Genomic DNA, 15,311 nt, shown 5'->3' on the forward strand with positions numbered 1-15,311 from the left:
GGGGCCCGCCGCGCGGGCCCCCGGAACCACTCACGCCGCGACCGGCGCCTTCTTCTCCGCGCGCTCGGCGGCGCGGGCGGCGAGGCGCCGTTCCCGCTCCTGCGCGCCGATCAGGTCGTCCGGCAGCGAGTCGGGCACCTCGACGTCGAACCGGCGCAGCAGCCGGATCGCGAACCCGCCGAGGGTGACCAGCACCAGCGCCGCGCCGAAGCAGACGTACGCGAAGCCGATGCCGCGGCCCTCACCGGTGCCGATCACCGCGCCCACCGAACCGGCCAGCGCCCCGCCCGGGGCGAGCATCGGCTCGAACAGCGCGGTGGCCCCTGGCGCCAGCAGCGCGAAACCGATCGGCAGGGTCGACCAGGAGATGGTCTGGTTCAGGCTGAACACCCGGCCGTGGAACCGCTGCGGCACCTTGACCTGGACGATGGTGGCGTAGATGGACTGCGCCGTGGTCATCGCCATGGCCAGCCAGAACGCGCCCACGCAGATCATCGCGACGGAGGCGTCCAGGCCGATCAGCACGCAGCCGACCGCGGTGCCCAGGTTGCCGATCAGCACGCCGATCATCCGCCGGTGCCGGGGCCCGCCCCAGATCGACATGAGCACCCCGCCGGCCACCGCGCCGCACGCCTCGGCCAGCGCCACCTGGGCCACCTGCGTCGCGGTGCCGAAGGACAGCACCAGCGGCGTGGTGAGCACCAGCGCGGGCGCCAGGAAGATGTTCCCCACCGCGAAGTAGCCGAGCATCAACCGGAAGCCCCGGTGCTGCCAGGAGTAGCGCAGGCCGTTGGCGATGGCCACCAGCAGCCGCTCCTTGGGTCGCCAGCCGAGCAGGTCCGGGAACCGGACCACCGCCAGGGTCAGTACCGCCACCAGGTAGCTCGCCACGTCGATCAGCAGGATGCCCTTGAGCTCGATGGCGGCGAGCAGCCCGGCCGCGAAGACCGGCATCAGCAGCATCGCGAAGCCGTTGGAGAGCTGGGTGATGCCCATCGCGTGGCCGAGGTAGCGCTTGGGCACCAGCTGCGGCACCGCCGACTGGAACGCGATGCGTTGGAACGACCCGGCGACCTGACTCAACGCGACCAGGCCGTAGATGTGCCAGAGTGCCAGGCTGTCGGTCCACAGCAGCACGGCCAGGACCACCTGCACCGAGCCGGCGCTGCTGCTGGCGATCATCATGATCTTCCGGCGGCTGACCCGGTCGGTGATCGCCCCGGCGACCGGCAGCATCAGCACGCCGCAGATCAGCGCGAGCGCCCAGAGCAGCCCCAGGTTGGCCACCGACCCGGTCTGGGTGAACAGCCAGATCGGCAGGGCGAACGCGGTGAGCGCCGACCCGGTCGTGGAGACCAGCTGCCCGACGGTGATCGCGACGAACCGGGCCATCGACGGCTTGACCGTCGTCCCCGCCGGCCGGTCGGCCACGCCGACCCGCTGCTGGGCGGCGAGCACCCAGCCGGCGTCCTCGCCCCGCGCCTGCGGGCCGAGGTCCGCGACGTCGCCGGCCGCGACGGCCGGATGGGTGCGGGTGACGATCTCGGCCAGCTCGTCGGCGCGGTACTTCAGGAAGAAGTGCCCGGCCTGGTCGAGCACCACCAGCGCCAGGGTGTCGCTGAGGAACTGCCACTCGGCGTACCGCTCGGTGTGGTAGTCGGTGACCGGGTCCTCCGAGCCCACCACCGAGATGATCGGGGTACGCAGCTTCGCCGCCCCCCGGTCCAGCAGCCCGGTGAAGTACTCCTCCGACGCCCGGGAGTCGGCCCGCATGTTGCTGATGATCCGGTCGGCCTGCTCCGGGTCCAGCTCGTCGGTGTCCACCCCCATGGACTTCAGCCAGCTGGCGTAGTGCCGGTTGCTGCGCAGCCGCTCCAGCCGGTTGCGCAGCGCGGCGAACGCCCCCTTCGGCCGGGCGAACGGGAACATCGCGCCGATGTAGAGCGCCGCCAGGTCCCGCCCGGCTGCCTCCACCTTGCGGGCCACCTCGGCGACGATCGCGCTGCCCACGCCGCAGTGGCCGTAGAGGGCGATCGGCCCCTCGATCCGCTCCAGGATCTCCTCGGCCACCCGGGTGGTCAGCTCGTCGAACGGCAGCGCGTCCTCGCTGAGCCCGACGTCGTGGCCGGGGATGGCCAGCGACCAGAGCGCGTGCCCGGCGGGCAGCGCGTCGGCGAGCGGCTGGTAGACGATGGCGCTGCCGCCGCCGTACGGGACGCAGACGTAGGTGAGCACCCGCTGGGCGGCCGGGATGGGCTTGGTCAGCTCGTAGAGCAGCCGGCGCGGGCCCTCGGCCTCGCCGGTGCCGGCCATGAACGCGGCCAGGTCGCGGATGGTCCGCTGCTGGAACAGGTCCATCACGCCGACCGGCCGGCCGCCGTGCTCCGCCTTGCGGATCTTGGCGACCACCTGGGTGGCGAGCATCGAGTGCCCGCCGAGGTCGAAGAAGTCGTCGTCGATGCCGAGCGTGTCGACGCCGAGCACCTCCGACCAGATGCCGGCCAGCAGCCGTTCGGTGTCGTCGCGCGGCTCGACCAGCGCGACGGACGCCTCCCGGGTGACCACCGGCGCGGGCAGCGCGCGGCGGTCCAGCTTGCCGTTCGGGCTCAGCGGCAGCGCGTCCAGGGTGACGAACGCGTTCGGCACCATGTACTCGGGCAGGGTCTCCTTCAACGCCGCCTTCAACGCCGCGGGCTCGGCCGCACCGACCAGGTACGCGGTCAGCCGCTTGTCGCCCGGGCTGTCCTCGCGGACGATCACCGCCGCCTCGGTCACCCCCGGCTGCTCGCGCAGCGCGCTCTCGATCTCGCCCAGCTCGATCCGCAGGCCGCGCAGCTTGACCTGGTGGTCGATCCGGCCGAGGAACTCGATGACGCCACGGTGGTCCGCGCCGGGCGCGGTGCGCCAGCGGGCCAGGTCACCGGTGCGGTACAGCCGGGCGCCCGGCTCGCCGGAGAACGGGTCCGGCACGAACCGCTCGGCGGTGAGCGCCGGCCGGCGGTGGTAGCCGCGGGCCAACCCCACCCCGCCGATGTGCAGCTCACCGGCCACCCCGACCGGGCACTCGTTGCCGGCCGGGTCGAGCACGTGCAGTCGCAGGTTGGCGATCGGCGCGCCGATCGGCACGCTGGTCAGCCCGGCCAGCAGCGCCGGGTCGCAGTGCCAGGAGCTGACGTCGATGGCCGCCTCGGTGGGGCCGTACAGGTTGTGCAGCCCGCACCACGGCAGCCGGGCGGTGAAGTCCACCGCCGAGGCCAGCGGCAACTCCTCACCGGAGCAGATCACCCGGCGCAGCGCGGTCGCCGCCTCGACGCCGTCCTCGGCGAGGAAGACGGTCAGCATCGACGGCACGAAGTGGGCGGTGGTGACCCGCTCGGCGACCAGCAGGTCCCGCAGGTAGCCGGCGTCCTTGTGCCCGCCGGGCTTCGCCACCACCAGCCGGGCGCCCTCGCGCAGCGGCCAGAAGAACTCCCACACCGACACGTCGAAGCTGGCCGGGGTCTTCTGCAGCACCGCGTCGTCGACGCCGAGCCGGTAGGTCTGCTGCATCCAGTCGAGCCGGTTGACGATGCCCCGGTGGGTGTTCGGCACCCCCTTCGGCCGGCCGGTGGAGCCGGAGGTGTAGATGACGTACGCCAGGTGCTCCGGGCCGGCCGTCGGCGCCGGGTCCACGGTCGGCTGGTCGGCCCAGACGGCCTCGTCGTCGAGGGCGAGGACGGTGGCGCCGGTGTCCGGCAGCACGTCGCGCAGGTGCCGCTGCACCAGCACCACCGGCGCGGCCGCGTCGGTGACCATGAACGCCAGCCGGTCGGCCGGGTACTCCGGGTCCAGCGGCAGGTAGGCGCCGCCGGCCTTCAGCACGCCGAGCAGCCCGGCGACGAGCTCGACCGACCGCTCGGCGCAGACGCCGACCAGGGTCTCCGGTCCCACCCCGGCCGCGCGCAGCCGGTGCGCGATCCGGTTCGCGGCGGCGTTCAGCTCGGCGTACGTCACCGAGCGGCCCTCGAAGGTGACCGCCACCGCGTCCGGGGTGGCGGCGGCCCGCTCCTCGATCGGCCCGTGCAGGGTCTGCTCGCGCGGGAAGTCGGCGGCGGTGTCGTTCCAGCTGGCCAGCAGCCGTCGCTCGGCCGGGGCGAGCAGGTCGAGCGCGGAGATCGGGGTGTCCGGGGCGGCGACCACCGCGTGCAGCAGCGCGGCCAGCCGCTCGGCCATCCGCTCGACGGTGGGCCGGGTGAACAGGTCGGTGTTGAAGACCAGCTTGGCGTAGAGCCCGTCGACAGTCTCCACCGCGTGCAGTTCGAAGTCGAAGCGGGTGGCCCGCAGCTCCATCGGCTTCCAGTCGAAGGTGACGTCGCTGGCGTCGGAGACCTCGTTGAACCGGCCGATCTCGTAGTTCTGCAGCACGAACATCGCCTGGAACACCGGGGAGCGGCTCACGTCGCGGGGCAGCCCCAGCTCGTGCACCACCTTCGCGAACGGCACCTCGGCGTGCTCCAGGCCGTCCAGCACGCTGCGCCGGGTGCGCTCCAGCAGCTCGGCGAAGGTCGGGTCGCCGGCCAGCTCGGCGCGCAGCGGCACCATGTTGATGAACATGCCGACGACGTCTTCCAGCTCCGGCGCGGAGCGGCCGGCGACCGACGCCCCGACGGCGAAGTCGTCCTGCCCGGCGTGCCGGGCCAGGAACACCTGGTAAGCGGCGAGCAGCGTCATGAACAGGGTGCCGCCGTAGGAGCGGGTCAGCGCGAGCAGCCCGTCCGTGGCGGCCTGGTCCAGCCGCAGCTCCACGAAGTCGCCGGTGTAGGTCTGGGTGGCCGGGCGGGGCAGGTCCAGCGGCAACTCCAGCGGAGTGATGCCGGCCAACCGCTGCTTCCACCAGTCCAGGTGCCGGCGGGCCGCCGGCCCCTCCAGCTCCCGCGCCTCCCAGTGGGCGAAGTCGCCGTACTGGATCGGCAGGGCCGGCAGCTCTCCACCCCGGTAGAGGGTGATCAGGTCACGCAGCAGCACGTCCACCGACCAGCCGTCGCCGACGATGTGGTGCTTGCTGAGGAACAGCACGTGGTCGTCGACGGACAGCCGGATCAGCAGGGCCCGCAGCAGCGGCCCCTCGGCCAGGTCGAACGGCTCCCCCGCGGCCGCCTCCACCAGCGCCTGCGCGGTCGCCTCGTCCGGCGCGTCCACGATGGTCAGCGGCACCTCGACGGCGTCCTGTACCACCACGGTCGGCCGGCCGTCGGCGTCGGCCGGGAACCGGGTGCGCAGCGACTCGTGCCGGCGGGTCAACTCGGCCAGCGCGGCGCGCAGCGCCGCGACGTCGAGCGGTCCGCGCACCCGCAGCGGCACCGCGATGTGGTACGCCGCCTCGCCCGGAGCGAGCTGGTCCATGAACCAGACCCGCTCCTGGGCGTACGACAGCGGCACCTCGGCGTCCGGCGGACGCGGACCGATCCGGGCCGCGGGCGCGGCGGACTGCCGCTTGCGCAGCCGCTGGGCGATCAACGCCTGGCGGGCCGCGTCCCGGGCCGGATCCTTCAGGTCGGTCATCGGGGATTGTCCTTCTCCGCCGCGAGCAGCGCGGCGACCTCGGTTTCGGAGAGCTCGTCGAGTTCGGCGGCGATCCGCTGCTCGATCTGGGCGGCCAGGTCGGCCACCACCGGGCTGCTGAACAGCGCCCGCATCGGCAGGTCGACGTCCACCTCGGCCCGGATCCGGGCCATCGCCCGCATGCCGCGCAGCGAGTTGCCGCCCAGGGCGAAGAAGTCGTCCAGGGCGCCGACCTTGTCCACCTGGAGGATCTCGGCGTACACCTCGGCGACCAGCGCCTCGGCGTCGGTGCGCGGGGCGAGGAACCCGTCGGCGGCCGGCTCGGCGGCGGCCGGGGCGGGCAGCGCGGCGGTGTCCAGCTTGCCGTTCGGGGTCAGCGGCAGCGCGTCGAGCCGGACGAACGCCGACGGCACCAGGTGCGCCGGCAGTTCCCGGGCCAGGTCGGCGGCGAGGGTCGCCTCGTCGGCCGTGCCCACCAGGTAGCCGACCAGGGTCGGCTCCCCGGAGTCGGAACGGACCACGACCGCCGCCGCGGTGACGTCCGGCCGGGCCAGCAGCGCCGACTCGATCTCGCCCAGCTCGATCCGCATGCCCCGGACCTTGACCTGGTTGTCGCGGCGGCCGAGGTACTCCAGCGTGCCGTCGGGGCGCCAGCGGGCCAGGTCGCCGGTGCGGTACATCCGCTGCCCGGCCGGCCCGTACGGGCAGGGCAGGAAGCGCTCGGCGGTGAGGCCGGGCCGGCGCAGGTAGCCCCGGGCCAGCTGGTCGCCGGCCACGTACAGCTCGCCGACCACCCCCGGCGGCACCGGGTTCAGCGCCCCGTCGAGCAGGTACGCCCGGGTGTTCCAGCTGGGCCGGCCGATCGGCACCGCGCCGGCGGGCAGCTTTTCGCCCGGCGCGATCCGGGCGGCCACGCAGCCGACGGTCGCCTCGGTCGGGCCGTACTCGTTGACCACCGCCACGTTGCCGTGGGTGGCCCGCCACACGGCGAGCTGCTCACCGGTGAGCGCCTCGCCGCCGATCACCAGGTCTGTGGTCGGCGACAGCTCGGCGTCGAGCAGCGGCAGGTGGCTGGGGGTGACCTTGAGGAAGGTCGGCCGACCGCCGGCCCGCGCGGCCGGCTCGTCGATCGCCGCGAGCCGGACCGTGCCGCCCGCGGTGAGCGGGCCGAGCAGCCCGGTGACGGTCAGGTCGAACGACACCGGCGAGTGCAGCAGCGCGGTCCCGGCCAACCCCGGGTAGGTGTCCCGGGCCCAGGCGAGGTACGCGGTCACCGCCCGGTGCTCCACCACCACGCCCTTCGGCCGGCCGGTGGAGCCGGAGGTGTAGAGCACGTACGCCGGGTGCTCCGGGCGCAGCGGGGCGCTGCGGTCGGCGTCGGTCAGGTCGCCGCCGTCGCCGTCGAGCGGACCGTCGAGCACCAGCGCGCCGGCCGGCACCAGCGCGGCGGTGTCCGGGGTGGCCAGCACCAGCGCCGGCTCGGCGTCGGCGAGCAGGTAGGCGATCCGGCCGGCCGGGTAGCCGGTGTCCACCGGCACGTACGCGGCGCCGGACTTGAGCACCGCGAGGATGGCGACCACCAGCTCCACCGAGCGGGGCAGCGCCAGCGCGACCCGCGACTCCGGGCCGGCGCCGCGGGCCACCAGCACCCGGGCCAGCCGGTTGGCGTCGGCGTTCAGCCGGGCGTACGTCAGCTCGGCGCCGTCGCGGATCAGTGCGGGCGCGTCCGGGGTGGCCGCCGCCTGCCGCTCGAACTCCGCCACCAGCGTGCTGGGAGGCACGTCGTGGGCGGTGTCGTTCCAGGTGGACAGCACCAGTTCCCGCTCGGCGTCGGCGAGCAGCGGCAGCGCCGACACCCGCTGGGCCGGGTCGGCGACGGCGGCGGTGAGCAGCCGCACGTACCGGGCGACGACCGTCTCGGCGGTGGCCCGGTCGAACAGCGCCGTCCGGTACAGCAGCCGGCTGGTGCCGGTGGTGATGTCGAAGGCCAGGTCGTCCTTGGTGGTGCCGAGCGGCGCCGGGTCGAGGCCGGAGTCCGGGATGTAGTTCAGCGCGGTCTGGAAGACCGGCTGCACCGACGGGTCCCGCTGCGGGTCGATCGCCTCGACGATCCGCTGGAACGGCGTGCCGCCGTGCTCCATCGCATCGACCAGCCGGTCGCGCACCCGGACCAGCAGCTCGGCGAAGCTCGGGTCGCCGGCCAGGTCGCAGCGCAGCGCCACCGGGTTGACGAACATGCCGATCAGCCGGGTCAGCTCCGGGTTGTCCCGACCGGCGGTGGAGACGCCCACCACCACGTCCTCGTCGCCGGAGATCCGGGACAGCAGCGCGGTGAACGCGGCCAGCAGCACCATGTACGGGGTGGCCGCCGAGCCGGCGGCGAGCTGGCCGACCCGGTCCAGCAACCCGGCCGGCAGGTCGAAGCGCACCTCGTCGCCGGCGAAGCCCAGCTGCGCCGGGCGGGGCCGGTCCAGCGGAAGGGCGGTCACCGCCGGCGCGCCGGCCAGCTGCTGGCGCCAGAAGTCCAGCTGCCGGTCCAGCTCCGGGCCGGCGAGCTGGTCGCGCTGCCAGACCGCGTAGTCGGCGTACTGGATGGGCAGCTCGGGCACGTCGGCGGGCGCGCCGGTCAGCGCGGCCCGGCTGAGCGCGGCCAACTCCTCGGTGAACAGCACCGCCGAGTGGCTGTCGAACACCGCGTGGTGCACCACGAAGAGCAGCGTGAGCTGGTCGTCGGTGAGCCGGAGCAGCCGCGCCCGCCACAGCGGCGGCGCGTCCAGCGCGATCGGCGTGCGGGCCAGCTCGGTCAGCAGGTCGCGGGCGTGCCGGTCGCGCTCCGCCGCCGGCAGGTGCCGCAGGTCGGTCTCGGGCAGGTCGACCGGCTCCGCGGCGCGAACCACCTGGACCAGGTCACCGTCCTGCGTGCGCAGGTGGGTGCGGAGCGACTCGTGCCGGGCGACGATCTGCCCGAGCACCGCGTTGGCCTGCTCCCGGCCGAGGCCGACCGGGAACCGGCACGGGCTGGAGACGTTGTAGACCGGTGAGCCGGCGTCGAGCTGGTTGGCCAGCCACACCCGCTCCTGGGCGAAGGATGCCGGAAACGTCCACTCGCGGGGCTCGGTCATGACGCGGCCTCGCGGACCGAGCGGGGACGCATGTCCGTCCAGACGGTGTCGATGTGCGCCAGGCACTCCTCCCGGGTGCCGGCGAAACCGGCCTCGTGCCACCCCGCGGGGAGGTCGCGCTCGGCCGACCAGATCGAGTACTGCTCCTCGTCGTTGCGGACGACCAGGAATCGGGTTTCGGCCATCACTTCGCTCCGTTGCTCTCGGGGGTGTGCGGTTCGGCCATCGCCACAGCGATCTGGCGAGGGCCGGTGAACGGCTCCCGCCCGTGCGCGGCGGTCATGTTGTCCACCACCAGCACGTCGTCGCGCTGGTAGTCGAAGCGGACGCTGGCCGCCCGGTACGCGGCCCGCAGGTGCTCCATCACGTCGGCGGGGATCTCCCCGCCGTCGCCGTAGTAGGTGTTCGACGGCAGCTCGTCGGCGCCGAACATGGCCAGCAGCCCCTCCTGGTAGTCCTTCGGCAGGGTGCTGATGTGGAAGAAGGTGGCGTGGTTGAACCAGCGCGGGGTGTCCGAGCCGGGCCGGTGGTGCACCACGTCCCGCACCGCCCGGGTCCGCAGCCCGTCCTTGCCGCGCCACTCCAGCTCGATCCGGTTCGCCGCCGCGTACGCCTCGACCTCGGCCCGGTCGTCGGTGTTGAACACGTCCTGCCAGCGGGTGCCGAAGTCGGCGTGGAAGTTGCGCACCAGCATCCACCGGCGGCGCACGAACTCCTCCCGCACCGCCGGGTCGATCTCGGCGTACACCCGGCGCACGTCGGCCAGCGGGGTCGCGCCCTGCGTCTGCGGCGGGGTGATGCAGTAGAAGAACAGGGTCAGCGGCCAGCGCGCCTGGTACGAGTTCTCGTTGTGCAGGAAGATCTCCTCGTCCGGCGGGTAGTCGGTCGAGGTGTAGACGCGCCCCTTGATGGCATGCCGGGGCGAGGACCGTTCGGTGTAGACCAGCGGTTCGCCGGACAGCGCCCGGACCACCCGGTCGAAGCCGTCCACCCCGCCGACGTCGAAGCCGCGGAACAGCAGTCCGCCGTGCTCGACCAACGTCGCGCGCAGTTCCGCGCGGCGGGCGTCGATCAACTCGGTCAGCTCCCGGCCGTCGTTCTCGACGACCACCGGCAGCGTGGCGATCGTGTCGCTCATTGCTTCGTCACTCCTGGTTTCTCGGTGCTCACGCGCGGGGCAGCCGCGGGATGGCGGGGATGGTGGCCGGAGCGGCCGGCTCGTCGGTGGGGGCGGCGGTGGCCCGCAGCTCCTCGATCCGGGCGGCGAGACCGGCGACGGTCGGCGTCTCGAAGAGGCTGCGCATCGGCAACCGCACCCCGGTCGCCTTGCGCATCGCCGCGATCAGCTGGACCGCGACCAGCGAGTTGCCGCCGAGGGCGAAGAAGTCGTCGTCGACGCCGATCTCCGGCACGCCCAGCGCGTCCCGCCAGACCCCGGCGATGGTGACCTCCAGTTCGGTGCTCGGCGCGGCCGAGCCGCCCCCGGTCACCGCCGGCGTGGCGGCCGCCGGCTCCGGCTCGTTCTCCAGGCTCCCGGTGGTCACCCGACCGGCCCGGTCGCGGATGTCCGCCACCGTCCGGGTGGCGATCACCACCTGGGCGCCGAGCCCGGCGGTGAGGCTGCGCCGGAACGCCTCCGCGCCGTCCACCGGCCGGATGTCCTCGGTCGGCCCGGCCGCCGCCGCGGCGGTGTCGGCCGGCGCGGCGGTGGCCAGCCCGCCGGTGACCGCGCCCTGGTCGACCCGGCGCAGCACGAAGTCGCTGATCGCGACGAGTTCCCGGCCGGCCGGGTCGAGCAGAGTCAGGTCGGCGGCCACCACCTCGTCGGTGGCGCTGTCCCGGTGCCGCAGGTGGCTGAGGAACTCGGCCGGCAGCGACCCGCGCACCACGATCCGCCCGTAGGACAGCGGCAGGTAGGTGCCCGAGCCCTGCCCCCGGCCGAACGCGGTCGCCACGTCCAGCAGCGCCGGGTGCAACCCCCACGCCGGCAGGTCACCGACAGCCTCGGCGGGGGCCGCGATCCGGGCCAGTTCCTGGCCGTCGCCGAGGTGGTGCTCGCGCAGCGCGGCCCAGCGCGGCCCGAAGGTCAGCATGCTGGTGCGGCCACGGCCGAACGACGCGTCGTCGTCCACCCGGCGGCCGGCGACGGCCGGCTCCCGCGCCGGCGGGGCCGGCTCCACGGTCCAGCCCGCCGAGCCGCGCACGTGGGTACGGGTCTGCCCGGCGGCGAGGCTGCGCACCGCGAAGTCGGCGCCGTCCTCGCTCGGGGTCAGCTCCACCCGGTACTGGGCGACGGTGCCGTCCGGCACCGAGAACGGCTCCAGGAACACCACGTCGCGCAGTTCCACGCAGGCGCCCTCGGCGGGGGCGGGCAGCGCGGCGGCCACCGCCGCGCGAACCGACTCCAGGTGGGCGGTGCCCGGCACCACCGGCACCCCGCCGATGCGGTGCTCGTCGAGCAGCCAGTGGGTGGCCGCGGAGACCAGGCCGTGCAGCACGAAGCCGTCCGGGCCGGTCACCTTGGTGGTGAGCACCGGGTGCTCGACCGGGGTGGTGACGGTGTCCCGCCCCGCGGCCCGGAACCCGGCCGGGGCGTTGGTCTCCACCGCCATGCCCACCTCGGCCCAGCCGCCCCAGTTCTGCGACACCACCGGCGCCCGCCAGCCCAGCCCGGAGCGGGCGTAGGCGTCGAGCGCGTTGTTGGCCGCGCAGTAGTCGACCTGGCCGAAGCCGCCGATCACCGCGGTGATCGACGAGCAGAGCACCACGAAGTCCAGCGGCAGGTCGCCGAAGACCTGGGCCAGCGCGAGGGTGCCGGCGAGCTTGGGCGCCAGCACCCGCTCCGCCTCGGTCCGCTCCTTGATCTCGGCCATGCCGCCGCCGGGCAGGCCGGCCGCGTGCACGATGCCGTCGATCCCGCCGTACGCGGCCTCGGCCGCCGCGCGTACCCGGTGCAGGTCGGCCGGGTCGGTGACGTCAGCGGCGAGCACCAGCACCTCGGCCCCGGCCGCCTCCATCCGGCGGATCGCCGCGATCGCCCGGCCGGTGCGGTCCGCGCTGCCGTGCACGGTCAGGTGCGCGTCCCACTCCTCGCGCGCGGGCAGCCCGGAGCGGGCCAGCAGCACCAGCTTCGCCCGGGCCCGCTGGGCGAAGTCCTCGGCCAGGGTGATGCCGATGCCGCCGAGGCCACCGGTGATGACGTACCGGCCGCCCTCGCGCAGCGCCCCCGGCTCGCCCTCGGCGTCCACGGTGACCTGCTCGTAGCCGGTCACCCAGCGGCGGCCGCCGCGCAGCGCCACCTCGGGCCGCTCCGGGTCGACCGGGCGGCGCAGCTCGGCCAGCAGCGCCCGCCCGCCGTCGTCGGCCGGGTCGGCGTCGAGCAGTCGGACGGTCAGCCCGGGCAGTTCCACCGGGAGCACCCGGGCCAGCCCGGCCAGCGTGGCGTGCTCCGGCCGGCGCAGGTCGGCGCCGCTGACGTCGCCGATGCCGGTGGTCACCAGGTCCAGGGTGAGCGCGCCGTCGGCACCGGTCAGGCCGGCGCCGGCCAGCGCCTGCACCAGGTGCAGGGCGCTGAAGAAGCCGCGGTCCTGGGCCGCCCAGGTGGCCGCGATGTCGGTGCCGGCCGGTTCGCCGTCGAGGACGAACGCGTGCACCAGCCGGGCCGGCACGCCGTCGGCGGCCAGCGCGGCCACCAGCGCGTCGTAGTCGTCCCGCACGCCGGGGCGCAGCCGCCAGCCGTCGCCGTCGACGGCGAAGGCGTCGCCGGGGCGTACCACCAGCGGCTGCTCCCCCGCGGCCCGCAGCGCCGCGACCAGCGCGTCGCCGCGCGGGCCGTCGACCAGGACCAGGCAGCGGCCCAGCGGCTCGGTGCGCGGCTCCGGCGCGGCCTGCCGCCACACCGGCACCGCGAACCACTCCGGCAGCGGCCGCGGCCCGGTCTCGACCGGCGCGGCGGCGACCTGCTCCACCGGGTCCGGGTCGACCCAGTAGCGACGCCGCTCGAACGGGTACGTCGGCAGCGGCACCCGCCGGGCGTCCGGGTCGGAGCCCAGCCGCACCGGGGTGCCCTGGCACCAGAGCGCGGCGGCGGCGCCGAGCAGGGTGGCCAGGTCGCCGGTGGCGTCGCCCGGGCCGGGCAGGCTGCCCAGCGGGGTGAGCTTGCGCTGCGCCTCGGCCGCCTTGGCCACCTGCATCCGGGCCAGGTTGGCCAGCTGCTTACCGGGGCCGCACTCGACGAGCTGCCAGGTGCCCTCGCCGAGCAGGGTGGCGACGCAGGCCCCGAAGCGCACCGGCTGGCGCAGGTGCGCCGCCCAGTACGCCGGGTCGGTGGCCTGCTGGTCGGTGATCCAGGTGCCGGTGACGTTGGACAGGAACGGGATCGCCGGCGCGCGCAGCGGCACCCCGGCCATCAGCGCGGTGAACTCGGCGAGGATCGGCTCCATCATCGGCGAGTGGAAGGCGTGCGAGGTGCGCAGCGGCTTGGCCTTGCCCTTGAGCGTCTCGGCGAACGCGGCGACCGCCTCGGCGGGACCGGCCACCACGCAGGTGCCGGGGCCATTCACGGTGGCCACGGCCAGCCCGTCGGGGAGCCGCTCGGCGACCACCGACTCGTCCAGCGCGACGGCCAGCATGGCCCCCGGCGGCATGGACTGCATCAGCCGGCCCCGGGCAGCGACCACCCGCAGCGCGTCCGGCAGGCTCAGCACGCCGGCCACGGTGGCGGCGACGTACTCGCCGATCGAGTGGCCGATCATCGCGGCCGGCCGCACCCCGGCGGACTGCCAGAGCGTGGCCAGGGCGTACTCGACGACGAACAGGGCGGGCTGGGTGTAGCGGGTCTCGGTGAGCGTCTCCTGGGCCTGCGGGTCACGGCCGAGGATCAGGTCGCGGATGTCCAGCCCCAGCTCGGGGCGGAGCAGCTCGGCGCATTCGTCCACGGTGGCCCGATAGCTCGGCTCCTCGGCGTAGAGCTGCGCGCCCATGCCCGCGTACTGGGCGCCCTGGCCGGAGAAGAGGAAGGCCGGCCGGGGCGCCGGTCCCTCGGCCACCCCGGCCTGCCGGCGGCGCGGAGTGTTCAGCGCGGTCACCGCGTCGGCCAGGTCGGTGGCCACCACGGCGACCCGGTGCGGGTACTCCTGCCGGCCGATCCGCAGCGTGTGCGCCACGTCGGCGAGGTGTTCCGGCCCTCGGTCGGCGGCGGACTCCAGGTGCTCGGCGAGCCGCCGTACGGCGGTGTCCAGCGCGGTGGGGGTCTTCGCCGACACGTGCAGCAGCTGCGCCGGGCGGACCCGCCGGGACGGGCGGTGCGCCGCCGGGGCCTCCTCCAGCACCACGTGGGCGTTGGTGCCGCCGATACCGAACGAGCTGACCCCGGCCCGTCGGGGTACCCCGTCGGTGTCCCACTTGGTCAGCGTGTTGGTCACGTAGAACGGGGTGTCGGCGAACTCGATGGCCGGGTTCGGCGTCTCGTAGTTGATGGTCGGCGGGATCAGCCCGTGCTCCATCGCCAGCACCGTCTTGATCACGCTGACGATGCCGGAGGGCTGGCTCAGGTGGCCGATGTTGGACTTCACCGAGCCGATGCCGCACCAGCCCCGGTCGTCGGTGTCCTTGGTGTAGACGGTGGAGAGCGCGGCCACCTCGATCGGGTCGCCCATCGCGGTGCCGGTGCCGTGCGCCTCGACGTAGCTGATGGTGCGCGGATCGACGTCGGCCATCGCGACGGCCTGGGCGATCGCCTCCATCTGCCCGTCCATGCTGGGGGCGGTGAAGCCGACCTTGCCGGCGCCGTCGTTGTTGATCGCGTTGCCGAGCACCACGGCGCGGATCGTGTCGCCGTCGGCGATCGCGTCGGAGAGGCGCTTGAGCAGGGTCACCCCGACCCCGCTGCCCCAGACGGTGCCGTTGGCGCCGGCGTCGAACGGGCGGCACCGGCCGTCGGGCGAGGTGAAGCCATCCATGCCGAGGTAGCCGACGTGCGGCAGTTCGATGTTCGCCCCGCCCGCGAGGGCCATGTCGCACTCGCCGTTGCGCAGCGCCTCGCAGGCCAGGTGGAACGCGACCAGCGAGGTGGAGCAGGCGGTGTGCACGGTCAGGCTCGGCCCGCGCAGGTCCAGCCGGTACGACACGTTGGTGGCGATGTAGTTGGGCGAGTTGCCGGTGGCGATGGAGACCGCGCCGTGCGGGCTGCCGCCGACCCGCTTGTTCCGGTACACGTAGCGGTGCAGGTAGAGGTTGCCGCCGGTGCCGGCGTACACGCCGACCGAACCGTCGTAGCGGCCCGGGTCGTAGCCGGCGTCCTGCAACGCGGTGTAGCAGGACTCCAGGAACAGCCGGTGCTGCGGGTCGGTGATCTCCGCCTCCCGGGCGGTCATGCCGAACAGCCCCGCGTCGAACTCGTCGTACCCGTCGACCAGCGGCGCGCGGTTGACCCAGCCCGGGTCGTCGACCTCCGCCTCGGTGGCGCCCCGGGCGAGCTGCTCCTCCCGGGTGAGTTCGGTGCTCGACTCGACCCCGTCGACCAGGTTGCGCCAGAACTCGTTCACGTCGGCCGCGCCGGGCAGGCGGGCGGCCATCCCGACGATGGCGATCGGTTCGATGCCGTCGTCGGGCAGGTCGGTTGCGGTCGGGTTGCTCATCAGGCTGTCC

General features: G+C 74.4%; 5 protein-coding genes. All 5 read right to left on the reverse strand.

The features are described 5' to 3' along the window. Positions 1–30 precede the first annotated feature (30 nt). The 5 genes from GA0070609_RS15550 to GA0070609_RS15570 are packed head-to-tail and all read right to left on the reverse strand — an operon-like array spanning position 31 to position 15,301. Positions 31–5,541, reverse strand: coding sequence for a non-ribosomal peptide synthetase/MFS transporter (locus GA0070609_RS15550; RefSeq protein WP_088994473.1), 5,511 nt, complete (start codon positions 5,539–5,541; stop codon positions 31–33). After that, a complete protein-coding gene (locus GA0070609_RS15555; RefSeq protein WP_088994474.1) occupies positions 5,538–8,663 on the reverse strand; it encodes a non-ribosomal peptide synthetase in 3,126 nt (1,041 codons plus the stop codon). The genes GA0070609_RS15550 and GA0070609_RS15555 overlap by 4 nt, the downstream gene beginning before the upstream one ends. Continuing rightward, the gene (locus GA0070609_RS15560) at positions 8,660–8,848 is read right to left on the reverse strand and encodes an MbtH family protein (protein WP_088994475.1); all 189 of its coding nucleotides are present in this window, start codon (positions 8,846–8,848) and stop codon (positions 8,660–8,662) included. The genes GA0070609_RS15555 and GA0070609_RS15560 overlap by 4 nt, the downstream gene beginning before the upstream one ends. Beyond that, positions 8,848–9,801, reverse strand: coding sequence for a TauD/TfdA family dioxygenase (locus tag GA0070609_RS15565; RefSeq protein WP_088994476.1), 954 nt, complete (start codon positions 9,799–9,801; stop codon positions 8,848–8,850). Before GA0070609_RS15565 ends, GA0070609_RS15560 begins: the two co-directional genes overlap by 1 nt. 28 nt (positions 9,802–9,829) lie before the next feature. Continuing rightward, positions 9,830–15,301 (reverse strand): type I polyketide synthase, encoded by a 5,472-nt coding sequence (locus GA0070609_RS15570; RefSeq protein ID WP_088994477.1) that lies wholly within the window; start codon positions 15,299–15,301, stop codon positions 9,830–9,832. Between the last annotated feature and the right edge of the window lie 10 nt (positions 15,302–15,311).

The sequence above is a fragment of the Micromonospora echinaurantiaca genome, assembly GCF_900090235.1.
Lineage (GTDB): Bacteria > Actinomycetota > Actinomycetes > Mycobacteriales > Micromonosporaceae > Micromonospora > Micromonospora echinaurantiaca.